The sequence below is a fragment of the Streptosporangium jomthongense genome (assembly GCF_042650425.1).
Classification (GTDB): Bacteria; Actinomycetota; Actinomycetes; order Streptosporangiales; family Streptosporangiaceae; genus Streptosporangium.
Window position 1 is genome coordinate 118,945 of sequence record NZ_JBHSBC010000019.1, and the last position, 22,710, is coordinate 141,654.

Below are 22,710 nucleotides of genomic sequence, written 5' to 3' on the forward strand. Positions count from 1 at the left end.
CACTTCCGGTGAAATCGGGGCGAGTGGCGTTACATGATGCGGCAAAAGAGACGGGGAGGCAGTGTGGGGCTGGCCGCGATCGTGACGTGGTTGATCACCGCGATGTTCGGCGTCCGCCTGTTGCGGCTGTGGCTGCTCCACGGCGGGCCACGCAGCCAGGCGGCGAAGGTCACCCGCTTCCCCGCCGCGCTGCTCTTCGCCCACCCGATGCTCGCCATGTCGGCCCTGAGCTGCTGGGGCGCCTACCTGGTCACCGACCGCCGGGTGCTGGCCTGGCTGGCGTTCGGGGCGCTCGCGCTGACGGCCCTGCTCGGCTTCACCATGTCCACCCGCTGGCTCGGCGGCGGCCGTCACGCGCGCGGCGCCGGCCAGCGCCCGCCGGTCCTCACGATCCTGCTGCACCTTCTCGCCGGGCTGACCACCTTCGTCCTCATCCTGCTGACCAGGCCCTAGCGAGGCGCCGTCAGGGGCGGCGGCAGCGCAGGATCCTGATCGAGCGGGAGGTCACCGGGACGTGGGCGTCGGCGGGCCAGGGCCCCTCGTGGGCGGCCTCGTCGCCGCCCTCCCGCGCGGTGTCCAGCACGGACAGCCAGCGCGCGCCGTACCTGGCGCCGGGGACGGTGAAGGTCAGGTCCTCGTGGTGGCCGTTGATCAGCAGCAGGAACGAGTCGTCCACGATCGGCTCGCCACGCGGGCCGGGTTCGGTGATGGCCGCGCCGTTCAGGAAGACCGCCAGCGACTTGGCGTAGCCGGTGTGCCAGTCGGCGGCCGACATCTCCTCGCCCGAGGGGGTCAGCCAGACGATGTCGCGGGTGCCGTCCTCGGCCTTGCGGCCGTGGAAGAACCGGCGCCGCCGGAAGACGGGGTGCTCGCGCCGCAGCTCGGACAGCCCCCTGACGAAGTCCAGCAGCTCCTTGTCGGTCCCGGCCGGGGACCAGTCGATCCAGGAGATCTCGTTGTCCTGGCAGTAGGCGTTGTTGTTGCCGCCCTGGCTCCTGCCGAACTCGTCGCCGGCCAGCAACATCGGCACGCCCTGCGAGACGAACAGGGTGGTCAGCAGGTTGCGGCGCTGACGGCGGCGCAGGGAGGTGATCTCCGGGTCGTCGACCGGACCCTCGGCGCCGCAGTTCCACGAGCGGTTGTCGTCGGTGCCGTCCCGGTTGTCCTCCCCGTTGGCCTCGTTGTGCTTGCGGTCGTAGGAGACCAGGTCGGTGAGAGGGAACCCGTCGTGGCAGGTGACGAAGTTGATGGAGGCGACGGGACGGCGCCCCGAGGTGGCGTACAGGTCGGCCGAACCGGTCAGCCGCGAGGCCAGCTCAGGCAGCGCCGAGCCGTTGCCGCGCCAGAAGTCGCGCACGCTGTCGCGGTACTTGCCGTTCCACTCGGTCCACAGCGGCGGGAAGTTGCCGACCTGGTAGCCGCCGGGCCCCACGTCCCACGGCTCGGCGATCAGCTTCGCCTGGGAGATGACCGGGTCCTGCTGGATCAGGTCGAAGAAGGCGCTCAGCCGGTCCACGTCGTGCAGCTCACGGGCCAGGGCGGAGGCCAGGTCGAACCGGAAGCCGTCCACGTGCATCTCCAGGACCCAGTAGCGCAGCGAGTCCATGATGAGCTGCAGGGCGTGCGGGGAGCGGACGTTGAGGGAGTTGCCGCAGCCGGTGTAGTCGAGGTAGTAGCGCCGGTCTCCGTCGTGCAGCCGGTAGTAGGCCGCGTTGTCGATGCCCCGGAAACCCAGCGTCGGCCCCATGTGGTCGCCCTCGGCCGTGTGGTTGTAGACCACGTCGAGGATGACCTCGATCCCGGCGTCGTGCAGCGCCCGCACCATCGCCTTGAACTCCAGCACCTGCTCGCCGCGCTGCCCCGAGCTCGAATAGGCGGCGTGCGGGGCCAGGTAGGCGATCGTGTTGTAGCCCCAGTAGTTCGTCAGCCCGCGGGCGACCATCGCGTGCTCGGGCACGAACTGGTGCACCGGCATCAGCTCGACCGCGGTGACGCCCAGGGCCAGCAGGTGGTCGATGACCGCCGGGTGCGCCAGCCCCGCGTAGGTGCCGCGCTGCTCGGGCGGCACCGCGGGGTGGCGCATGGTGAGCCCCCGCACATGCGCCTCGTAGATCACGGTCTGGTGGTACGGCGTGCGCGGCGGCCGGTCGTTCCCCCAGTCGAAGAACGGGTTGACCACCACGTTCTTCGGCATGAAGGGGGCGCTGTCGTCGTCGTTCCTGCTGGCCGGGTCGGTGAAGGGGTAGGAGAACAGCGACTCGTTCCACCTCAGTTCGCCCTCGACCGCCTTGGCGTAGGGGTCAAGCAGCAGCTTGGCGGGGTTGCAGCGGTGGCCGCGCGAGGGGTCGTGGGGGCCGTGCACGCGGTAGCCGTACCGCTGGCCGGGGGCGACCCCGGGGAAGTAGCCGTGCCAGACGAAACCATCCACCTCGGGCAGGTCGACGCGCTCCTCACGGCCGTCGTCGTCGAACAGGCACAGCTCGACGCGTTCGGCGACCTCGGAGAACACCGAGAAGCCGGTGCCCGCGCCGTCCCACGTGCCGCCCAGGGGGTAAGGCTCTCCCGGCCAGATCTCGCGCATGCGGCCCTCAATCTCCCTCAGCTAGCCCTCGTGCGCACAGGTGCCGTCGCCCTCCTCACCCTGGTCCGGGGGACACGAAACGAGGGGGCGGGAGCTCACAAGGTGTGCGGACTTTCCTCTGACGGTCTCGGCGGTCTCGGCCGGACGGTGGCCGTGAAAGAGGGACGGCCCGCCCGGCTGAATGGGGGTCGCCTGAGTGTACGCGCCCGGGGTCACCGGGTGGAACGCCTGGCCGCAAGGCTTTAACCTGCGCTTTTCCCGCCTCGCGGGGATGGGACGCAGGTCTCCCGGCCGCGCCGCTGAGGCGGGCACGGCCGGAAGACACGCTCGATCAGCCGACCAGTTCGGCGTTGAGGCTGATCGTGGTGCCGGAGAGGGCCTTGCTCACCGGGCAGTTGGCCTTGGCCGTCTCGGCGGCCTTCTGGAACTCCTCCGCCGACAGGCCCTCGACCTGGCCGCGGACGGAGATGACGATCCCCGTGATGCCCTCGCCCGGCTGGAAGGTCACCTCGGCCTTGGTCTCCAGGGACTGCGGCGGGGTGCCCGCCTGGGCCAGGCCGTGGGACAGGGCCATCGAGAAGCAGGAGGAGTGCGCCGCCGCGATGAGCTCCTCGGGCGAGGTCTTGCCGTTGGCCTGCTCGGCCCTGGAGGGCCAGGACACGTCGAAGGTGCCCACCTTGGACGAGTCCAGCGAGACGGTGCCCGATCCGTCGAGGAGCGAGCCCTTCCACTGGGTCGTCGCGGTACGTGTCGTCGCCATGGCGATGTCCTTTCGATCACGAAGCGTTAACCAGGAACGACCCTACTCGCCGAGATCACGAGGCTTGTCCCCGGAGCCGTCCGTCGCCCCCGTTCCCGAGGCGATTCGATTACCCGGCGTTACCTTACAAATGGAATCTGTAATCGATCCCTTGGTGGTGGACGTAAGAAACATGACGCCAGGTGGGGAAGGGGCGACCGTGCCGGAGGACGAGGAGAAGTGGTTCGAGGAGATGTTCCGCGCCTTCTACGAGCCCGTCTGGGCCTACGCGGCGCGCCGGGTCGGCTTCACCGGGGCCGATGACGTCGCCTCGTGCACCTTCCAGACGGCCTGGCGTAAGAGGAACAGGATTCCCAGGGACGACGACCGCGCCGTCGTCGCCTGGCTGTACCGCGTCGCCTGGGGGCACGTGCGCAACGCCACCCGCGGCGAGGGGCGCAGACAGCGCCTCATGGCGCTGCTGAGACAGCTGCCACCGGAGCTGTCCGGTGACGGGACACACGACGAGGAAGAGGTCAGGACCGCGATGGAGACGGCCATGGCGCGCCTGCGCCCCAAGGACGGAGAGGTCCTCCGCCTGCACTACTGGGAGGACCTCGCGATCGATGAGATCGGCGGGGTTCTCGGTCTGACGCCGAACGCGGTCAGGGTACGGCTGTGCCGGGCCCGCATGAGGCTGGCGGACCTGCTGCGGGGCATGTGCCTGTGGTGCGAGGAGGCGGGCCGGTGAGGGCGCGGGGACGAGACCGGTTCCGCGAGCTCATGGTCCGCTGCAACCCCGTGCCCCCGCACGAGGCGCGGCGGAGGATGGGCGACGGGCAGGAGGAGGTCCTACGGCGGATCATGAGCGAGAGCACCCCCCGGCGGGCGCGGGGCAGGGGGTCGGTCCTGGTGGTGGCCCTGCTGGCGACCGCCGTCGCGGTGGCGGTCCTGCCGAGGGTCGTGCAGCGGGGACAGCCGGGAGACCGGCAGGGGGCGGGGGAGGGCCCGCCGCCGGGCGCCGCCGCCTCGCGCACCGGCCCGCCCATCACCGCGGACCTGGCACGGATCGTCCACCTGTCGGCGGTCGAGCCGCTGCGCGGCCATCCGCTCCCGATGTCGTCCTTCCCCCGGGCCTCGGCAGGGTTGCTCGGCCTGGCCCGGCTCGCCGGTTCCCGCCCGGGCAGGCAGGAGGGGCCGTGGAGCTACGTCGAGACCGAGGAGTGGCTGCTGGCCACCAGCGTCACCCGGGACGGCACGACCTCGCGGATGACACCGTGGGTCGTCAGCCGCTGGACGCCGCAGGACGATCGGGGCACCTACCACAGGACGCGCAGGCCAGGAAGGCCGTTCGGGAGCGGCGGCTGGGCCGGTATCACGCCAGGGGCCGACCAGGCGACGGCCACCGAGGGCGGTGATAACACTGAGACCGGCGCCGCGGCGGACCTCGGCCCCAGGGCGGCCGCTCTGTCGCGCTCCGAGGAGGAGCTGCGCGACCAGCTGCTCGACGGGGAGCCGCAGGCGGGCATGACGCGCACGCACCGCCTGGTCAGGGCCGTCGAGGACCTGCACTCCCACGACGTGGTCGAGCCCGACCTCCGCGCGGCTCTGTGGCGGACGCTCGCCGCCCAGGAAGACCTGCGGGACATCGGGCAGGTCAGGGACCGCAACGGCAGGCCAGGGCGGGCCTTCGGGTTCGAGGACGGGCCGCTGCTCGGGGTGTTCGTCGTCAGCTCGGCGACCGGTGGGCTGCTGGCGACCGAGCTGATCAGGCTCACGGGCCCGGGGGAACCGCGCCCGGCCGTCGAGGAGTACCGGACCTACCTCACCGCCCGGTGGGTCGCCGGTCCCGGCCTGACCTCATGACCGGCGGCGGCGCCGTACGGTGCGATCCCGCCCAAACCGTACGGCGCCGTCGCCCTCTCATCGGCCGGGGCACTCACGCAGGCTGGGATGGGCGTTGACCCAGCGCCGGTCGGCGACACCCCGGAGATTGCCGTATCCCGACCCGCCGGGAAAACAGGCCCCCTCCTCGTCCCGGTTCCTCTTGACGAGGAAGACGAAGGGGCGGTCGTTCCTGAGGGACATGAAGAGGCCGATCCCGTCGACCCTCCTCGTGCCCGGCACCTTGATGGCCTGCCGCGATCCCTCGTAGGCCCTGCGGTCGTAGAGGCAGACCGCGTTGCCGGGAACGCCGTCCTCGTCGCAGTCGTGCTCGGCGCCACGCCTGGCCGGGCCGCACGACGGGGGCCGGAAGGTGATCACCTCGGCGCCGTCGTCGTAGGAGACCGTGTCCGGCGGGACGAAACGCCCGTCGGGTGCCTTCGCGAGCTGTTCGGCCACCGCCCGCGCGACGTCGGCCTGACACGGGGAGGGACGTTCGACGGAGGGCGGCACCGGCGTGGCCGGGGGACCGGTGAGCAGGCAGGAAAGCGCGCCGCACACCGCTCCCAGGGCTTTCAGGCTGGTCGTCATGTTCGATCCTTTTGGTGGGGGTGAAACCGGCCGTCTTCCGAGGGCGGGGACGGGCCGGAAACGACGCGTCCGCCGGGGAGGGGCCGCTCTCGCGCCCTCGCGGATCAATGAATATCCGGCCGCCGCTCGTAATGAACTCCGCTGCGACGGACGTTTACCACCGGAGAGCAATTCTTTGTCAGGACGGAGCGCTTCGGATGAGGACCCCCGGACCGGCCCGCACGGGCCACCGCGATCCGCTGCCGAGGGACGGCAGCCGGGACTGCGGCGTGCTGGAACGGGTGATCCACCGGCGTTGGACGGGGACACCGCGCAGGGAGCTCGTCGCCGCGATCGACGAACTGGCGAGCTTGCCGGTCCACCTGGCGACCCGGCTGTCCGAGGACCTCGACGGGATCTGGCTCGGCGCCGACCTGCTGCCCGAGCCGCCAGAGCCGGACGACTCCTGCGACGCGCGGGTCGCCGCGGAGTCGGCGGGCATCCACATGGGGCGCACGATCGTCGTCACCGGAGGGGCGCACTCGTCGGGCTCGCTGGTCCACCACATGATCGGTCACGCCCTGTGCCAGATGGACGAGATGGACCAGACCCCTGAGTGGCGCCGGATCATGCGCTTCTGCCGCCCCCTGCTGGTTCTCGACCGCTACCGCGACTGCCCGGCCGAGTGGTGGGCGGAGAGCTACGCGCTGTGCGCCGCCAACCGGCTCGACCGGCTGACCAGGCTGCTCGCCGACGACGTCCAGAGCGCGGCGGCCGTCGCCGCCTACCACCAGAGACGCCAGGGATGGGTCAGATGACGGCCCGGCCGATCACGGCCTCCAGGTCGAGGCCGGGCGGCAGGGTGCCGAAGGCACGGCCCCCCTCACCGGCCAGCCGGGAGGCGCAGAAGGCGTCGGCGACGGCCGCGGGCGCCAGCCGTACGAGCAGGGAACCCTGCAGGACCAGGGCCATGTCCTCGGCGATCCGGCGGGCGTTCGCCTCGGCGGCGGAGAGATCGCCGAGCGCGCCCAGCAGGGCACGCAGCCGTACGACCGCCGCGTCGAGACGCCGGTCGGCCCCCCTGGCGAGCGCGACCTCCGCGAGGAACGCCTCGACGGCCTCCGGCTCACGCCCCAGAGCACGCAGCACGTCCAGCGCCGCGACGTTTCCCGAGCCCTCCCAGATGCCGTTGAGCGGTGACTCGCGCAGCAGCCTGGGCATCTGGGAGTCCTCGACGTAGCCGTTGCCGCCCAGGCACTCCATCGCCTCGGCCGCGTGGGCGGGGGCGCGCTTGCACACCCAGTACTTCGCGACCGCCAGCGCGGTACGGCGCAGCGCCGCCTCGGACCGGTCCCCGGCGACGGCCCGGTCGGTGGCCCCGGCGAGCCGGGTCATCAGCGTGGTCGCCGCCTCCGACTCCAGGACGAGATCGGCCAGGACGTTGCGCATCAGCGGCTGGTCGGCCAGCCTCCTGCCGAAGGCGGCGCGGTGCGTGGCGTGGTGGACGGCCCTGACCGCGCCGTACCTCATCCCGGCGGCCGAGCCGATCACGCAGTCGAGCCGGGTCATGTTCACCATCTCCAGGATGGTCCGCACGCCCCGGCCCTCCTCACCGACCGGCCAGGCGAACGCCCCCTCGTACTCCACCTCGGCGCTGGCGTTCGACCGGTTGCCCAGCTTGTCCTTCAACCGCACCAGGCGCATGGCGTTGCGGGTGCCGTCCGGCAGGACGCGGGGCAGCAGGAAGCACGACAGGCCTCCCGGCGCCTGGGCGAGCACCAGGAACGCGTCGCACATCGGGGCGGAGTTGAACCACTTGTGGCCGGTCAGCGCGTAGCCGCCGCCGGCGAGGGGCTCGGCCCTCGTGGTGCCCGCACGAACGTCTGAGCCGCCCTGCTTCTCGGTCATCGCCATCCCGGCGAGCACCCCGCGCTTGCCCAGCGGCGGCCGGAGCCCGAAGTCGTAGCTCCTGGACGTCAGCAGCGGCTCCCATTCGGCGGCGAGGGCGGGGGCGTGACGCAGCGCGGCGACCGAGGCGTAGGTCATCGAGATCGGGCAGCCGTGCCCCGCCTCGACCTGGCTCCAGAGGTAGAACCCGGCCGCGCGGGCCACGTGCGCGCCGGGCCTGGCATCGGCCCAGGGCGCGGCGTGCAGCCCCTCGCCGACCGCGACGGCCATCAGCTCGTGCCAGGCGGGATGGAACTCGACCTCGTCGATCCGGTGGCCACGGGCGTCGTGGGTGCGCAGGACCGGCGGATGCTCGTTGGCCAGGCGCCCCCACTCGGCGGCCCGCGCTGAGCCCGCGAGCACGCCCAGCGCCCGCACCTCCCCCGTGGCCCAGCCCGCCCCCTCACGCTCGACGCCGGCCAGGAGGGCGGCGTCGTCGGACACGTCGTGCCCGACGAGCGGCGGAACCTGGTTGAAGACGTCGTGGGTCATCCAGTCAGGCCTCCTTGACCAGGTCGCGCAGGTAGTCGTCGTCCTCGTCGCTCTCGGCGAGGACCCGCTCGACCCCCTGCCTGGCCCGCGGGTCGCCGCGCACCAGCAGGCCGCGCGTCGCCTCGGCCACCGTGCCCAGCTCCTCGTCGCCGAGTCGCGCCGCCAGCGCGTCACGGATCGGCCCGCCGTCCTCGGACAGCCCGGCCAGGCCCATGGTCGCCCACTCGCGCACCTCCTCGTCGGGGTCCTCGCTCATCGAGATGAGCAGCGCGAGCCCCTCGGCGTGGCCGGGCGGCAGCACGGCGGCCAGCGCGGCCGGGTCAGCCTGGGTGCGGGTCCAGCCCGGGGCGGTGACGATCTCCAGCACCTCGGGCAGGGAGCGGGGGTCGGCGTGGTGGCCGAGCGCGCCGAGCACCGAGCGCAGCACCCGCTCGTCGCCCTCGGTGGCCGCCATCCGCCGCAGGATCGGCAGGGTCCGGTCGAGGAAGGGCCGCTCGTCGTCGGTGAAGCCGAACTCGGCGAGCACGTCGACGCCGAACTCCCGCCTGCGCGGGTCCTCACTGACGCACAACCGCGCCGCGGCCTCGAACGTCTCCTCGTCCGCGCGCTTGCTCAGCGCGCCCGCGATCGTCCACCAGGTCTCCGCCTCCTCGTCGACGTCCCGGTACGGCAGCGCCCGCTCGACCAGCGTCTCGACGCCGGGAAGCTGACCGGTCGCCTCCTCCAGGAGGGTCGCGACGGCCGCGTGGCCGCGCTGGCAGCGCAGCTCGGCCAGCCGTTCCCCGTCCTGGCTCACGGCGGCGACGGTCACCAGGTCGGTGCCGTCGGAGGCCCGGCTGCGGCCGACGACGAACTGGGAGTCCTCGGGGACCTGCTCGGTGAGCTGTTCGAGCAGCGCGCTCTCCAGCTGGGTGCCCAGCCAGTCGTAGGCGATGGCCAGCGGGGTGTCGCCCTCGCCGTCGGGCCTGTCGGCCTCGGCCCCGCGCTCCAGGAGCACCCGCGTCGCGCCGAGCGCCCCGCGCCTGGCGGCCAGGGTGAGCGCGGTCTCGCCGCTCTCGTTGGCCTCCTCCGGGTCGGCCCCGGCGTCCAGCAGCGCCGTGAGGGCCTCCTCCCGGCCGTTCGAGGCGGCCCAGAGCAGCGCGGTCCAGCCGTCCTCCTCCCTGGCCGAGGGGTCGGCCCCGGCGCGGAGCAGCGTCTCCACGGTCTCGACACGGCCCAGGGCGGCGGCCGCGCACAGGGGCAGGCCCTCCTCCTCGCCGCCGCTGATCCTGCCCGGGTCGGCCCCGTGCGCCAGCAACGCCTCGACGATCGCCGTCCTGCCACCCGCGGCGGCGGCGTACAGCGCCGTGCTGTGCCCGGCCGCCTCGGGGTCGGCGCCGAGGCCGTCCCGGAGCAGGCGCTCGACGCGCTCGACGTCACCGCGGGCGACCGCCTCAAGAAGTTCTTGGTACATGAGGGGACCCTAACCTGTTCCCGCCCTCCTCAGGGGCGGTCATGTCCTCCTCAGGGAGGAGCTGTTGACCGGACAACTCGCGATATGTTGTGAGTTATGAGCGATCCCGGTGCGATGCGAATCTCGGACGCCGAGAGGGAGGCCACCGTCGAGTGGCTGCGTGTCGCCTCCGTCGAGGGGCGGCTGACGCTCGGGGAGCTGACCGAGCGCACCGAGGCGGCCTACACCGCCGTCACCCAGGCCGAGCTGGCCGTCATCACCTCGGACCTGCCCGGCACAGGACGCTCAGCCCCGGCTCCCGCCCCCGCCTACGAGCCGCAGGGGCGGCCCCCGGGAAGGGCGCGGAAGTGGTTCGTCGCGGTGATGAGCGAGTCGAAGCGCCGCGGCAAGTGGCGCATCGACCAGGGGCTCGGCGCGGTCGCCGTGATGGGCGGGGTCGTCCTCGACCTGCGCGAGGCCGAGGTCCGCACCGACGTGGTCGACATCGTCGTCACCGCGGTCATGGGCGAGGTGAAGATCATCGTGCCGGACGGCGTGGACGTCGAGCTGGACGGCATCGCGATCATGGGGGAGAAGAAGGTCAAGGTCAACGAGGCGCCGCCCGGCGTGAACGCGCCGCTGATCCGGGTCAAGGCGTACGTGCTCATGGGCGAACTCAAGGTGATCGGCGACTCCAGGACCAAGCCCCTGAAGAAGCAGTGGGCCGCCTGGCGGGAGCAGTGGCGGGAAATGCGCGGAGAGCTCACGGGGGAACAGCACGGTCCCGGCTCACACGGCCGGCACGGCTCCGACCGCCGCGACGACCGGCGCTAGCCTCCCTCTGCCGTCCCGTACGGCCGTGCAACGTTCCCGGGGGTCTGGACGGTAGTGATCGGTGAACATCACCGATCAGTGAGGACCATCGGATGCGAGACCGGGCCGACTTCGAAGGCTACGTCGCGCAACGCTCGGCCCGTCTGCTGCGCACCGCCTATCTGCTCTGCCGCGACTGGGGGCAGGCGGAGGACCTGACGCAGACGGCGCTGGCCAAGGCGTGGCTCGCCTGGCGCAGGGTGCGCGACGACCCCGACCCGTATGTGTACCGGATCCTGGCCAACACCCACGCGAGCTGGTGGCGCAGGAGATGGCGGTCGGAGATCCCGACAGGGAGCCTGCCGGAGAACGTCCTGGAGGACCCCTCGGACGGATTCGGCGTCCGCGAGGAACTCCGTACGGCACTGGCCGCCCTGCCCGCCAAGCAGCGGGCGGTGCTGGTGCTGCGCTACTACGCGGACCTGCCGGACGGGCAGATCGCCGAGATCCTCGGCTGCTCGGCGGTCACCGTACGCAGCCAGGCCGCCAGGGCGCTGGCCAAGCTGCGCGTCGATCCCGCGGCCAGGGCCGCGGCCACCCTCGGGGAGCTGACATGACGAACATCGAATCCGAGCTGCGCGACCTGCTGCGACAGGACGCCGAGCGGTGGGAGGGCGCCGGGGGCGGCGTCACCGTTGCCCGGGTCCACGAGCGCGTCCGCGGGATCAGACGGCGCAGGATCGGCCTGCTCGGCGGTGCCGCCGGGGTGGGGCTCGCCGTCGCCGCCACCCTGATCCTGCCGGTCACCGGGGTCCCGGAGAGCACGGACGACACCTGGAACGGCGTCATGTCCGCGGCCTCATCACCCGGCTACGGCGTCGCCTCCAGAAGCAAGGTCGTCCTCGACGAGCGGTTCACCAAGATGGGCGAGCGCGTCGCCTTCGACATCCCCAGAAAGACGGACCGGGGCAACGCGACGGCGATGATCTCCTGCCCGCGCGGGGCGGAACTGCTCTACTGGGAGGACGGCGTCTACCGCAACGCCCTGTCATGCGCCGAATGGCTGCCCGGCACCGACAAGAAGTTCAGAGACGGCGTCAACCTGACCGTGCGACGGGGCTCGCGCTTCGAGGTCGCCGTGCTCCCGGCGGGTTCCGTCGCCCGGCTGGGCAGGACACTCGTCACCGGGGAGGACGCGCGCCGGGTGCTCGACCTCGCGAACGGGGGGCGGGCCGACATGCGGTTCAGGGTCACCGACACGTGGATCGAACCCTGCGAGAACGGACCCGACTGCACCTTCGTGGACGGGAGCACCCCTGAGCCCACGATGACCGTGACCGTCACTCCCAGCCCTCCCAAGCCTTCGCCTTCGCCCTCCGTCACCATCACGATCACCATCACCCCCGTCCATCCCACCACCGGTGGAACGGGGTCAGGCGGTGGCTGAGCGCTCCAGCCCGCCCAGGGCCTGCTCGTAACGTTCGATTAACACGGTGGCCAGCTCGGGGGCGGCGCCGAGGACGTCCGCGACGACCTCGGCGCCCACGGCCGTCGTGTCACGGCGGATCTTGTCGGCGAAGTGGCCGGGGGCCAGCAGGTAGGGGGCCACGACCACCCGAGGGGCCCCCGCGCGCAGCAGCCGTAGGACCTCCTCCTGCGGCGTCGGCTCCGCGGCCGTGGCGTAGGCGGCGGTCACCGACCACCAGCCCCGGCGCCGTCCCCACTGGGCGGCCACCCCGGCGACCGTCGCGTTGGCGCTGCGGCTGCTCGACCCGGCCGAGACCAGCACGACCGCGGTCGAGGGGTCCCCGGCCTCGACCCCCGCCTCGGCCAGACGCCGCTCAAGGGCGGTGACCAGCAGCGGGTGCGGGCCGAGCGTCGCGCCCCTGTGCACACGCAGCCTGGGGTTACGGGCCGTGGCCTCGGCCAGCGCGCCGGGGATGTCGACCCGGCTGTGGTAGGCCTCGGTGAGCAGCAGCGGCAGCACCGCCGCCTCGCCCAGCCCCGAGAGCGCCATGGCGAGCGTCGGCGGGGCGTGGTCGAGGTAGGCGGTGCGCACCGGGATCTCGGGACGGGCGCGCCGTACGAGGTCGAGAAGTTCCTCGACCGTCGCGGCGGCGCGCGGGTCGCGGGACCCGTGCGCCACCGCGATCAGGGGCGGTGCCGACGTCACGCCACGCGGGCGCCACGTCACGGACGTCATAGATGCAGCCCGCATTCCGTCTTGCCCATCCCCGCCCAGCGGCCGCTGCGCGGGTCCTCGCCGGGCGCCACCTGACGGGTGCAGGGCGCGCAGCCGATCGAGGGGTAGTTGTCGTAGTGCAGCGGGTTGATCAGCACGCCGTTGTCGGCCATGTAGTTGTCGACGTCCTCCTGCGTCCAGCGGGCGATCGGGTTGATCTTCACCATCTGGCGCTTGGCGTCCCACTCGACGACCTTGACCCCGGCGCGGGTGCTGGCCTCGTCACGGCGGATGCCGGAGATCCAGGCGAGGTACGGCTCAAGGGCGCGGTTGAGCGGCTCGACCTTGCGCAGGTAGCAGCACAGGTCGGGATTGCGCCCGAACAGGCGGGGACCGAGGTCGCGCTCCTGCTCGGCCACCGTCCTGGACGGCTTGACGTCGATCACGTTCACGTCGTAGACCTGCCGCACCGCGTCACGGGTGCCGATCGTCTCGGCGAAGTGGTAACCGGTGTCGATGAACAACACGTCGATCCCGGGCTTGACCCGGCTCACCAGGTCGATCAGCAGGGCGTCACTCATGGAGGAGGTGAGGCACAGCCGGTCGCCGAAGGTGGCCGCCGCCCAGCGGATGATCTCAAGCGCGGAGGCGTCCTCAAGGAAACGGGCCGCCGACTCGACGATGTCCTGCAGGTCCAGCGTGCCGCGCTGCTGCCGTAATCCGACTTCGATGTCCACCAGGCTCATGACCGCACTCCGATTCCGAGAAACTTCAGCTTGAAGGCGCGGGCGCACGAACGGCAGTACCAGCCGCCGTCGCCCTCGTAGGGTTCGAGGTCCTCTTCGCCGCAGTAGGGGCAGTGGAAGGGGACGGCCCGCTCGCTCATCTTTGGCCCTCCCCGTACGGCAGGCCGGTCACTTGAGGTCCGCCTCGTCGGCCCGCTGGACCCACTCGGAGAAGGTCTCGCCCTCGTTTCGCTGCTTGTCGAAGTTGCGCACCACGCGCTCGACGTAGTCGGGAAGCTCCGTGGCCGTCGTCTTCAGGCCGCGGACCTTGCGGCCGAAGCCCGAGCTGACGCCCAGCGAGCCGCCCAGGTGGATCTGGTAGCCCTCGACCTGCTCGCCCTCGTCGTTGACGATGAGCTGGCCCTTGAGGCCGATGTCGGCGACCTGGACGCGCGCGCAGGAGTTCGGGCAGCCGTTGAGGTTGATCGTCAGCGGCTGCTTGAAGTCGGGAAGGCGCCTTTCGAGCTCGTCGATCAGGTTGGCGCCCGCGCCCTTGGTCTCGACGATCGCCAGCTTGCAGAACTCGATGCCCGTGCACGCCATGGTCTGGCGGCGGAAGGTGGAGGGGTTGACCCGCAGGTCGTTCGCCTCCAGCTCGGCCACGACGCTGTCGACCTGGTCGGGGGCGACGTCGAGGATGACCATCTTCTGCTCGGCCGTGGTGTGCACCCGGCCCGAGCCGTGCCGCTCGGCGATGTCGGCGATCAGGTGCAGCGTGTCACCGCTGAGACGGCCGACCTTGGGGGCGAAGCCGACGTAGAAGTTGCCGTCCTTCTGCGGGAAGACGCCCACGTGGTCCCTGCGCCCGTTGCGGGGCGGCTCGGGCGCGGGGCCGTCGGGAAGCGCGTGGCCGAGGTATTCGGTCTCCAGGACCTGCCGGAACTTCTCCGTGCCCCAGTCGCTGACCAGGAACTTCAGCCGCGCCCTGTGCCGCAGGCGACGGTAGCCGTAGTCACGGAAGATGCCGATCACGCCGGCCCAGACCGCGCTGGCCTGCTCGGGGGTGACGAAGACGCCCAGGCGCTTGGCCAGCATCGGGTTGGTCGACAGGCCGCCGCCGACCCACAGGTCGTAGCCCGCCTCACCCTTGTCGTTGACCACGCCGACGAAGGCCACGTCGTTGATCTCGTGCACCGTGCAGTGCGCCGGGCAGCCGCTCACCGCGGTCTTGAACTTGCGGGGCAGGTTGGAGTAGGCGGGGTCGCCGATGTACTTGTCGCGGATCTCCAGGACCGTCGGGGTGCCGTCCAGGACCTCCTCGGTGTCGATCCCGGCCAGCGGGCAGCCCAGGAAGGCGCGCGGGGTGTCGCCACAGGCCTCGGTCGTGGACAGGCCGACGGCTTCCAGGCGCTCCCAGATGTCGGGGACGGACTCGATCTCGATCCAGTGGAGCTGGATGTTCTGCCGGTCGGTGACGTCCGCGGTGCCCCGGCCGTAGAGGTTGGCGATGTCGGCGATGGTGCGCAGCTGCGCCAGGCTGAGCCTGCCGCCGTCGATCCGGACCCGCATCATGAAGTAGCGGTCGTCGAGCTCCTCCGGCTCCAGGATCGCGGTCTTGCCGCCGTCGATCCCGGGCCTGCGCTGGGTGTAGATCCCGTACCAGCGCATCCGGCCCCGCAGGTCTGCCGGGTCGATGGAGTCGAAGCCCTGCTTGGAGTAGATGTCGATGATGCGCTGGCGGACGTTGAGCCCGTCGTCGTTCTTCTTGAGCTCTTCGTTCTTGTTGAGCGGTTCGCGGTAACCGAGAGCCCACTGACCTTCGCCTCGCGGGCGCTTGTGGTGGCGGTTAGCCGGCCTGGCCGGGGTCGTCATGTGCGCGTCCTTTGTAAATCGGTGGAGTGATTTCCGGACACGCGCAGACGTTGCCGCCGCCTCTTCGTTGAGTGCGGGGGAGTGGCGCTCACAGAGCGATGACGTCTGTCACGCGCCCGAGCTGGATGAAATCAGCGGAGGGCGACGGTCAACGGACGTCACGACAGATGGCGCTGCGGACACGAAGCAGGTCGACGTGGCGTCGCACGACGAGCAATGGGTCCGCTGGCATGTCCATGACGATACCTTGGCGGCCCGAGATGTCCAATGCGGGGTCCGGAATCTGGACTTTCCGCATCCTTCCCTGGCGCCGTCCGCCCAGCCCTGGCGCGGCCGGGTCCACCGGGCGGGAACGGCCGGAGATCACCCGTGTCTCAGCCAGTTCGTCGCGGGCTCCGCGGGAGGTTCCTCCTCCCGGTCCCGGCGGGTCTCCGGCTGGTGCTGGCAGTCGCACCACGAGCCACCCCTGCACTCGCCGTGCCTGCGTTCCTTGCAGCTCGCGCAGATCACCCCTCCATTGTGCGGCGGCGTGGGGCGTACCCCGTGGAGCGGCACTCCGTCCGGATCAGGGGCTTTCCAGGGTTTCGCCAGGGCTGTGCCCTATGGAGTTGTCTGTCCGCTCATTGAGATGATCGGAACATGCGCACGTTGTTGAACGTCATCTGGCTGGTGTTCGCGGGGATCTGGCTGGCCCTCGGTTATGTCGTCGCGGGCGTCATCTGCTGTGTCCTGATCATCACGATCCCGTTCGGCATCGCCTCCTTCAGGATCGCCGCCTACGCGTTGTGGCCCTTCGGGCGGACCGTGGTGCGCGACCCCGAGGCGGGTTGCCTGTCGACCGTCGGGAACGTCATCTGGTGCGTCGTCGCCGGGATCTGGCTGGCCATCGGCCATGTGCTCACCTCGATCCCGCTGTTCCTGTCGATCGTCGGCATTCCGCTGGCCGTCGCGAACATCAAGCTGATCCCCGTCTCCCTGCTGCCGCTGGGCGCCCGGATCGTCGACGTGGACGACGCGGAGGCGTTTTACCGCAGGTGACGACGCGACCGACCCGAGACTCGATCGTTTGCCGCGTGAGCTCGTGATCACAGGGGCGCTGCGCATACCGTGGTGTGCCATGACCTCCACCGACGCGCCGGCGCGCAGGCGAGGGCCACGCAGGCGCGAGCCGGGCGCGGCCAGGGCACGGCTGCGCGCGGGCCTGTCCTGGGTGCGGGGAACGGACGCCTGGGCCCTGGCGCGGGCGACCACCGGCGCGGGCGTCGCCTACCGTGTCACCGGGTTGGCGGGGGAGGCCGCCTTCTTCGCCCTGCTGTCGCTGCCGCCGTTCATGCTCGGCCTGATCGGCGTGCTCGGCCGGTTCACCCGTGTCTTCGGCCCCGAGACGGTCAAGGACGTCAGCGACTGGATCGAGACGCAGGCGCATCTGCTGTTCACCGACAACGCCGTCGACAAGGTCGTCTCCCCGCTCATCGACGACGTGCTGAAACCGGAGAACCAGGTCTCCCTCATCTCCCTGGGTTTCCTGCTGGCCCTGTGGTCGGGCTCCCGGGCGCTGTTCGTCTACGTGGACCTGATCTCCCTGGCGTACGGCCTCGGGGAGGAACGCGGCATCATCCGCACCCGCCTGATGTCCTTCGGGCTCTACCTGGCGGGCCTGCTGATCGGGCTGCTGGTCATGCCGGTCCTCGTCCTCGGCCCGGTCGCGCTGCGCAGCGCGCTGCCCCCCGACTACGCGGGCCTGGTCACCGGTCTGTACTGGCCGGTCGTCGTCGCGGGCTCGGTGTTCTTCCTCACCCTCCTGTACCACGTGAGCGTCCCGGTGCGCACCCGCTGGTGGCGGGAGACACCGGGGGCCGTGCTCGCGCTGATCATCTGGATCGCCTGCGCCGCCGTGCTGCGCGCGGTGCTGGCCGCCTGGTTCTCCCCCGTCTCCATCTACGGCTCCCTCGCCGCCCCCATCGCGGTCCTGCTGTGGCTGTACATCACCGCCCTGGCCGTGCTCATCGGCGCGACGCTCAACGCGGAGGTCGACAGGCTCTGGCCGGTCGACGGCGCGGGCCGCGCAGCGCGTGCGGGGTGAGCACGAAGGGTCCGCTATCGTCTAAAGCGCGACTGGCGCATTGGGTGGGAGCGACCACCGGGGAGCGAAAAGCGGAGGCCGTACGCCTGGGTCTTCGCAGGTTGTCAACGATGACAGGGGAGTGAAGGCGCCATGGGTTCTCTATCCGACGTCGATCCGCAGATCGCCGAGCTCATCAAGGCCGAGGAGCGCCGCCAGGCCGACACGGTGAAGCTGATCGCCTCGGAGAACTACGTCTCCAAGGCGGTCCTCGAGGCCACCGGCACCGTCCTCACCAACAAGTACTCCGAGGGGTACGCGGGCAAGCGCTACTACGAGGGCCAGCAGGTCATCGACCAGATCGAGACCCTCGCCGTCGACCGCGCCAAATCCCTGTTCGGTGTGGAGCACGCCAACGTCCAGCCCTACTCGGGCTCGCCCGCCAACCTCGCCATCTACCTGGCCTTCCTGCAGCCCGGCGACACCGTCATGGGCATGGGCCTGCCGTTCGGCGGCCACCTGACCCACGGCTGGTCGGTCTCGGCGACCGGCAAGTGGTTCAACCCGGTCCGCTACGGCGTCCGCAAGGACACCGGCCGCGTGGACATGGACGAGGTCCGTGAGATCGCCCTCCGCGAGCGCCCCAAGCTGATCTTCTGCGGCGGCACCGCCATCCCGCGCACCATCGACTTCCCCGCCTTCGCGGAGATCGCCCGTGAGGTCGGCGCTGTGCTGGCCGCCGACATCGCCCACATCGCGGGCCTGGTCGCCGGTGGCGCCCACCCGTCGCCGGTCGGCCACGCCGACGTCATCTCGACCACGACCCACAAGACCCTGCGCGGTCCCCGTGGTGCGATGCTCATGGCCAGCTCCGACGAGCACGCCACCGCGCTCAACAAGGCCGTCTTCCCCGGCCTGCAGGGCGGTCCGCACAACCACACCACCGCGGCCATCGCGGTCGCGCTGAAGGAGGCGGCGACCGACGACTTCAAGGACTACGCGCGTCAGGTCGTCCTGAACGCCCAGGCGCTGGCCGAGGAGCTCAAGAGCCGCGGCTTCGACCTGGTGTCCGGCGGCACGGACAACCACCTCATCCTGTTCGACCTGACCCCCAAGGGCATCGGTGGCAAGCCCGCCGCGCAGGCCCTGGACAAGGCCGGGCTTGAGACCAACTACAACACCGTGCCCTTCGACACGCGCAAGCCCTTCGACCCGTCCGGCATCCGCATCGGCACCGCGGGCGTGACCAGCCGCGGCATGGGCGTCACCGAGATGCGGCAGATCGGCGCCTGGATCGACCAGGTGGTCAGCGCCCTGGCCAAGGACGAGGACGAGGCAAAGCACGTCATCACCCGGGTGCACGGCGAGGTCCGTGAGCTGACGAGCCACTTCCCGGCTCCCGGCCTGTAACCCGCACGAGAGAAAGCCCCGGAGCCCGTGGTTCCGGGGCTTTCTCACGCCGTACGGCCCTGCTTCCCCGGCTCGCCGGAAAAAGGTTTGCGCGTGATGGGGGAGATCGCGCTAATGTTCTGCGGGTGGGCGTTGTCGCGCCCGTGGGCGACGCCACCGCCGCGAGCGGTGGCCGAGAGATGAGGAGGTGAGGACATGCGGGTCTTCTTCCTTGGCATGCCTTCAGCCGTCCTCCGGGTGCCCGTCTAGCCGACTTCCTTCACCGGGCACCCGACCTTCCTCGAAAAGGGTGTACCCACGTTGTCAGCTTCACGTTTTCCCGTCTCCTCCGACCTGTCCTCGCTCGGCTGGGACGACTCCCACGCCGCCTCGCTGCCCGACGGGCTGATCCCCGCCAGGGTCGCGCGCGTCGACCGGGGGGCCGCCGAGATCCTGTGCGCCGAAGGGCACTTCCAGGCTCACTACGGCGCCGCCGTACGGCGGGCCGCCGCGGCCGACCCCGTCGCCCTGCCCTGTGTCGGGGACTGGGCCGGGCTCAGGAAACTCGCCGAGGGCCGTTACGAGCTTGAGGCACTGCTGCCCCGCCGCACGGCGTTCGTGCGCGGCGGTGTCGCCAGGCTCTCGCGCGGCGGCCTGTCGGGCGACTCCAGGGGGCAGGTGCTCGCGGCCAACGTCGACGTCGTCTTCGTCGCCGAACCCGCCCTGCACGCCACGGACACCGCCGACCTCGGCCGGATCGAGCGGCTGCTCGCCCTGGCCTGGGAGAGTGGCGCCCAGCCCGTCGTGCTCGTCACCAAGTCCGACCTCGCGGGGGCGAGCCTGGCCTTCCTGATGGAGGAGGTCGCCGCGGCGGCGCCCGGCGTCGAGGCGCACGCGATCTCCTCCCTCACCGGAGAAGGGGTGGACATCGTGCGCGGGCACCTGGGCGGGACGCGCACCGCCGTCGTGCTCGGTGCCTCGGGCGCGGGCAAGTCCACCCTGGTCAACGCGCTGGCCGGGGCGGAGGTCATGGAGACCCAGCAGGTCAGGGCCGCCGACGGCAGGGGCCGTCACACCACGGTCCACCGCGAGCTCATCCCGTTGCGCGACGGCGGGCTCATCATCGACACCCCCGGTATCCGCCGTATAGGCCTGTACGACATGGGGGAGGGCGTCGACATGGTCTTCTCCGACATCGAGGAACTGGCCGAGCGGTGCCGCTTCGCCGACTGCGGGCACGACAGCGAGCCGGGCTGCGCGGTGATCGCCGCCATCGAGGACGGCACGCTTCCCGAGCGGCGGCTGGAGAGCTGGAACAAGCTCCAGCGCGAGGCCCTGTGGATGGCGTCGCGGACCGACGCGCGCCTTCGCAAGGAGATGCAGAACCGGTGGAAGACCATCCACAAGGAGATGCGTAAGCCGGGGCGCAGCCGTCCCTGATGCCCCGGGCCGCGCAGGCCGTGGAGAACGGGAAAGACCCGGGGTGGGAGACTCCGCCCCGGGTCCGGCACGGCGCCGTGTGTTTCAGCGGACCGGGGGAGGGTCGCGTTCCTCCGGGCGCCATGCCGGTCACCGTGGGTCGTGTTTCGTTGACCCAGAGTAGGCAAACCTTGTAGGTGTGATCGCCGGTTCGTGTTCGGGAGCGCCCTCGCGGCGCCGCTGGACGGTGCCGTGGGTCCTGCTCGCCGTCTGCCTCGGGCTCTGTCTCGGCTGGCAGCCGGGTGGACTGGTGGGCCTGGTGGCCGAACGCCAGTGCGTCGAACGGGTGGAGGAGGCCCCGCACCCGGTCGACGAGACGCCCGTCTCACCCCTGGCGCACGACGCCGGGCGGGGACGTGAATCGCACCTGCCCGCACCGCGCCCCGCCGGGGACGCGCGGGCGCCGCAGGGGCGGGGGCCGGAGCGGAGCGGAAACAGGGAGGACCTTCCCGCCGCCCTGCCCACCGGAGCCGGCAGGCTGATCATGATCGGTGTGTCTCGCATATAGGCCGACGTCCTGCCCACAGGCCGGTACGGAATCCATGCGAGAAGAGAGCACATGCGAGAGATCGACACTGTCGCCGAGGCCTGGGACTTCCAGTGCCTGCGCTGCCAGCACGTCTGGGGAGACCTCTACGAGACCTGCCACGCCGACGACGGGCGTCCGGTGGTGTGGCGCAGGAGGGGGATCGTCACCACTCCGCCGTGGGTCGACCAGAGTTGCCCCGAATGCTCGGCGTCCCACGTCAAACCGCTGCCCTCGCGCGGGCACCGGGACACACCGAAGATTCCACCGCGGAACTGACCGCCCGCACGTATCCATCCCTTACACGACAACGTGTGATCTCGCAGGGGAATCAGCGAGATCACACGTCAGGGGGAAGCCGGGTGGAGGTACTTGCTCAGGCGACGGCGCTGATGCCGGCGCTGGCGGCGCGGCGCATGCGACGGCGACGCTCGGAGGCGCGCTCGTCCTCGTTCAGACCGCCCCAGGTGCCGTACTTCTCCGGACGGGACAGCGCGTAGTCCAGGCACTCCGCGCGGACCGGGCACTGGGCGCAGATCGCCTTGGCCTTCCGCTCGCGGATGTCACGCTCAGGCTGACGCTCCCCGTCAGGACCGAAGAAGAGCACGAGGTCCTCACCCCGGCACGCGGCGTCATCCTGCCAGCCCCAGCTGGGCCGGGGCCGGGCGGTCTGCCGACGTACCTGAGACATGAGAAAACCACCTTTTAGTGAGAGGTATTTCGGGTTGATGCCGCATTGGACGTTTCCGGCGTCCTTGGGTCCAACGCCTGGATAGGCCGTGATGTTCCCCAGGTCAGGTCAGGGCGGGCGTGGCGTACCGCACAGGGGTGAGCCTGTCCAGCGCGACCAGCCGATAGGTAGTGATCTCCTCGGCGCAAGCCGTACCACATGGCGTCGTCAACGTCATGGGTTCAACCACTACCCGAAAACGAACGCCACTACCGCGCACAAATGCCTCGGTGGTGGCGCCGTCCGACCTGGAGGACTCCACGGCCACTCCGCCAACCGAGAGCTCGCCCGTGTGGGCGCGGACGAAATGCTCGGCGGCCTGCAGTGGCTCAGGGATGCCTGAACGTCCCCGGAAACGGTCGAGAGTGATCTCGCCGGACCGGTACGCATCGGCTGCCGCGATCGCAGCAGCCTGAGACATGCTGCCGTAGTAGAGGCCGTGTGGCAAGCACACAAGGTTGGCGGCGTAGCGATCGCCGCCAACATGTGATGTTTCCCATACTCTGTCCGGCAAAACCTTCGCCAGGGAACGAGCTAGGGGAAGTCCAATGCGGGCGCAGCACGCGTTGCGTTTGGCATGCGTGCAGACCAGAAAAACCGGCTCACTCACAAGTATGCAGGACTCCGGGACCACTCCGGCCATCAAGGCGTCCATGTCAAGATCGTCTGGACCTGCGACGACGCCCTCGGCGAGCCAGGGCTCGGCGGCGGTCGAGTCGGCGACCATGACGTGGATGCCGCCTGTCACGGGTCTGCGGCGTCCGGGACGGCGGATGAGCTGGGGCCGGACACCGGCGGCGACGGCCCTGTCGACGAGGGCGCGCACCCCGGAGGGCAGGCGGCATTCCTCCAGGTGGGAGGCCCAGGGGCCGGGGTGCTCGACCAGCAGCCAGAAGCGTGCCCCGACGGTGGCGCTCGCCAGAACGGGCAGGTCGCCGGTATGGCAGCCCTCGGGATGCGCGCAACCCCTGAGTGTCATATCCGGAACGCTCCCCCCGGTGACGTCTTCCCAATGCATACTTAGGTAAGACTAACCTAAGAGTGTTGCGAACGTGACGGAGGAGGAGCGGGGCGATCCCTGGGTGAATCGGACGTTCACTAAATCCTGCGGTGTCCCGCTGTCAATGGAACCGCCGAATAAAGCCGTTCCCCCGTGCGGGCACCCACACCCCTGCTTCAATGGGCGCTGTCAACGGGCTCACACCGGCGGGCGGTCGTCCGCCGTCCCGAGCCGGCGGTCATGGGGTGGTGGTGGGCCACCGCTCCAGGTCCGCCGGGAGGGGCCCG

Annotated in this window: 25 protein-coding genes and 1 riboswitch; of the genes, 13 read left to right on the plus strand and 12 right to left on the minus strand. The window is 70.9% G+C overall.

Annotated features, from left to right (window positions below):
* Positions 1–63: 63 nt before the first annotated feature.
* Positions 64–453 carry a hypothetical protein gene (locus tag ACFOYY_RS19575; protein WP_352011312.1) on the plus strand — a complete coding sequence of 130 codons (390 nt, stop codon included), beginning with the start codon at positions 64–66 and terminating at the stop codon, positions 451–453.
* A gap of 10 nt (positions 454–463) precedes the next feature.
* On the opposite strand, the gene glgX is transcribed toward ACFOYY_RS19575, so the two are convergent.
* Positions 464–2,581: a glycogen debranching protein GlgX gene (gene glgX / locus ACFOYY_RS19580; RefSeq protein WP_352011313.1), complete on the minus strand. Its 2,118-nt coding sequence runs from the start codon at positions 2,579–2,581 to the stop codon at positions 464–466.
* Positions 2,582–2,912: 331 nt separating this feature from the next.
* The gene (locus tag ACFOYY_RS19585) at positions 2,913–3,341 is read right to left on the minus strand and encodes an OsmC family protein (protein ID WP_352011314.1); all 429 of its coding nucleotides are present in this window, start codon (positions 3,339–3,341) and stop codon (positions 2,913–2,915) included.
* A gap of 199 nt (positions 3,342–3,540) precedes the next feature.
* Between ACFOYY_RS19585 and ACFOYY_RS19590 the strand changes: the two genes are divergently transcribed.
* Both ACFOYY_RS19590 and ACFOYY_RS19595 read left to right on the plus strand, forming a co-directional pair.
* Positions 3,541–4,071, plus strand: coding sequence for an RNA polymerase sigma factor (locus tag ACFOYY_RS19590; protein ID WP_362775535.1), 531 nt, complete (start codon positions 3,541–3,543; stop codon positions 4,069–4,071).
* Positions 4,068–5,186, plus strand: a complete 1,119-nt coding sequence (locus ACFOYY_RS19595; RefSeq protein WP_386190529.1) for a hypothetical protein — start codon at positions 4,068–4,070, stop codon at positions 5,184–5,186. Before ACFOYY_RS19590 ends, ACFOYY_RS19595 begins: the two co-directional genes overlap by 4 nt.
* Positions 5,187–5,243: 57 nt before the next feature.
* Here the strand turns inward: ACFOYY_RS19595 and ACFOYY_RS19600 are convergent, their stop codons facing one another.
* Positions 5,244–5,795, minus strand: coding sequence for a hypothetical protein (locus tag ACFOYY_RS19600; protein WP_386190532.1), 552 nt, complete (start codon positions 5,793–5,795; stop codon positions 5,244–5,246).
* Between the two features lie 197 nt (positions 5,796–5,992).
* Between ACFOYY_RS19600 and ACFOYY_RS19605 the strand changes: the two genes are divergently transcribed.
* Positions 5,993–6,592: a hypothetical protein gene (locus ACFOYY_RS19605; RefSeq protein ID WP_352011318.1), complete on the plus strand. Its 600-nt coding sequence runs from the start codon at positions 5,993–5,995 to the stop codon at positions 6,590–6,592.
* Here ACFOYY_RS19605 and ACFOYY_RS19610 read toward each other — a convergent pair.
* Together ACFOYY_RS19610 and ACFOYY_RS19615 are read right to left on the minus strand one after the other, a co-directional pair.
* Positions 6,585–8,213 (minus strand): isovaleryl-CoA dehydrogenase, encoded by a 1,629-nt coding sequence (locus tag ACFOYY_RS19610; RefSeq protein WP_362775541.1) that lies wholly within the window; start codon positions 8,211–8,213, stop codon positions 6,585–6,587. The two genes, ACFOYY_RS19605 and ACFOYY_RS19610, sit on opposite strands and share 8 nt — an antisense overlap.
* 4 nt (positions 8,214–8,217) lie before the next feature.
* On the minus strand, positions 8,218–9,666 hold the full coding sequence (locus ACFOYY_RS19615; protein ID WP_386190537.1) for an ankyrin repeat domain-containing protein: 1,449 nt from the start codon (positions 9,664–9,666) through the stop codon (positions 8,218–8,220).
* Positions 9,667–9,762: 96 nt separating this feature from the next.
* Between ACFOYY_RS19615 and ACFOYY_RS19620 the strand changes: the two genes are divergently transcribed.
* The 3 genes from ACFOYY_RS19620 (at position 9,763) to ACFOYY_RS19630 (ending at position 11,905) form a co-directional block, all read left to right on the plus strand.
* Entirely contained in the window at positions 9,763–10,479 is a 717-nt protein-coding gene (locus ACFOYY_RS19620) for a DUF1707 SHOCT-like domain-containing protein (RefSeq protein WP_386190539.1), read from the plus strand.
* 92 nt (positions 10,480–10,571) lie between these two features.
* Positions 10,572–11,075, plus strand: a complete 504-nt coding sequence (locus ACFOYY_RS19625; protein ID WP_352011322.1) for a SigE family RNA polymerase sigma factor — start codon at positions 10,572–10,574, stop codon at positions 11,073–11,075.
* Positions 11,072–11,905, plus strand: a complete 834-nt coding sequence (locus ACFOYY_RS19630) for a hypothetical protein (protein WP_386190542.1) — start codon at positions 11,072–11,074, stop codon at positions 11,903–11,905. Before ACFOYY_RS19625 ends, ACFOYY_RS19630 begins: the two co-directional genes overlap by 4 nt.
* Here ACFOYY_RS19630 and ACFOYY_RS19635 read toward each other — a convergent pair.
* The 5 genes from ACFOYY_RS19635 to ACFOYY_RS19655 all read right to left on the minus strand — a co-directional run bounded on the left by ACFOYY_RS19635 (position 11,891) and on the right by ACFOYY_RS19655 (position 15,747).
* The gene (locus ACFOYY_RS19635; protein WP_352011324.1) at positions 11,891–12,661 is read right to left on the minus strand and encodes a sirohydrochlorin chelatase; all 771 of its coding nucleotides are present in this window, start codon (positions 12,659–12,661) and stop codon (positions 11,891–11,893) included. The two genes, ACFOYY_RS19630 and ACFOYY_RS19635, sit on opposite strands and share 15 nt — an antisense overlap.
* On the minus strand, positions 12,658–13,386 hold the full coding sequence (locus ACFOYY_RS19640) for a phosphoadenylyl-sulfate reductase (RefSeq protein WP_352011325.1): 729 nt from the start codon (positions 13,384–13,386) through the stop codon (positions 12,658–12,660). Before ACFOYY_RS19640 ends, ACFOYY_RS19635 begins: the two co-directional genes overlap by 4 nt.
* Positions 13,383–13,526 carry an Insertion element protein gene (locus ACFOYY_RS19645; RefSeq protein WP_184616917.1) on the minus strand — a complete coding sequence of 48 codons (144 nt, stop codon included), beginning with the start codon at positions 13,524–13,526 and terminating at the stop codon, positions 13,383–13,385. The genes ACFOYY_RS19640 and ACFOYY_RS19645 overlap by 4 nt, the downstream gene beginning before the upstream one ends.
* 28 nt (positions 13,527–13,554) lie before the next feature.
* Positions 13,555–15,237 (minus strand): nitrite/sulfite reductase, encoded by a 1,683-nt coding sequence (locus ACFOYY_RS19650; RefSeq protein ID WP_352011326.1) that lies wholly within the window; start codon positions 15,235–15,237, stop codon positions 13,555–13,557.
* A gap of 363 nt (positions 15,238–15,600) precedes the next feature.
* The gene (locus tag ACFOYY_RS19655) at positions 15,601–15,747 is read right to left on the minus strand and encodes a hypothetical protein (RefSeq protein WP_386190547.1); all 147 of its coding nucleotides are present in this window, start codon (positions 15,745–15,747) and stop codon (positions 15,601–15,603) included.
* Positions 15,748–15,876: 129 nt separating this feature from the next.
* On the opposite strand from ACFOYY_RS19655, the gene ACFOYY_RS19660 reads away from it, so the two are divergent.
* The 6 genes from ACFOYY_RS19660 (at position 15,877) to ACFOYY_RS19685 (ending at position 20,972) form a co-directional block, all read left to right on the plus strand.
* Positions 15,877–16,275, plus strand: coding sequence for a YccF domain-containing protein (locus tag ACFOYY_RS19660; protein ID WP_352011328.1), 399 nt, complete (start codon positions 15,877–15,879; stop codon positions 16,273–16,275).
* Between the two features lie 79 nt (positions 16,276–16,354).
* On the plus strand, positions 16,355–17,320 hold the full coding sequence (locus ACFOYY_RS19665; protein WP_352011329.1) for a YihY/virulence factor BrkB family protein: 966 nt from the start codon (positions 16,355–16,357) through the stop codon (positions 17,318–17,320).
* A gap of 18 nt (positions 17,321–17,338) precedes the next feature.
* Positions 17,339–17,419: riboswitch (ZMP/ZTP riboswitch) on the plus strand.
* A 33-nt stretch (positions 17,420–17,452) separates the two neighbouring features.
* Positions 17,453–18,709: a serine hydroxymethyltransferase gene (gene glyA, locus ACFOYY_RS19670; RefSeq protein WP_352011330.1), complete on the plus strand. Its 1,257-nt coding sequence runs from the start codon at positions 17,453–17,455 to the stop codon at positions 18,707–18,709.
* Between the two features lie 300 nt (positions 18,710–19,009).
* A complete protein-coding gene (gene rsgA, locus ACFOYY_RS19675) occupies positions 19,010–20,128 on the plus strand; it encodes a ribosome small subunit-dependent GTPase A (RefSeq protein ID WP_362775553.1) in 1,119 nt (372 codons plus the stop codon).
* Positions 20,129–20,306: 178 nt separating this feature from the next.
* The gene (locus ACFOYY_RS19680; protein ID WP_352011332.1) at positions 20,307–20,675 is read left to right on the plus strand and encodes a hypothetical protein; all 369 of its coding nucleotides are present in this window, start codon (positions 20,307–20,309) and stop codon (positions 20,673–20,675) included.
* A gap of 51 nt (positions 20,676–20,726) precedes the next feature.
* The gene (locus ACFOYY_RS19685; protein ID WP_352011333.1) at positions 20,727–20,972 is read left to right on the plus strand and encodes a hypothetical protein; all 246 of its coding nucleotides are present in this window, start codon (positions 20,727–20,729) and stop codon (positions 20,970–20,972) included.
* A gap of 97 nt (positions 20,973–21,069) precedes the next feature.
* On the opposite strand, the gene ACFOYY_RS19690 is transcribed toward ACFOYY_RS19685, so the two are convergent.
* Together ACFOYY_RS19690 and ACFOYY_RS19695 are read right to left on the minus strand one after the other, a co-directional pair.
* A complete protein-coding gene (locus ACFOYY_RS19690; RefSeq protein ID WP_012893126.1) occupies positions 21,070–21,384 on the minus strand; it encodes a WhiB family transcriptional regulator in 315 nt (104 codons plus the stop codon).
* Positions 21,385–21,487: 103 nt separating this feature from the next.
* The gene (locus tag ACFOYY_RS19695) at positions 21,488–22,402 is read right to left on the minus strand and encodes a sucrase ferredoxin (protein WP_362775555.1); all 915 of its coding nucleotides are present in this window, start codon (positions 22,400–22,402) and stop codon (positions 21,488–21,490) included.
* Positions 22,403–22,710: the final 308 nt, after the last annotated feature.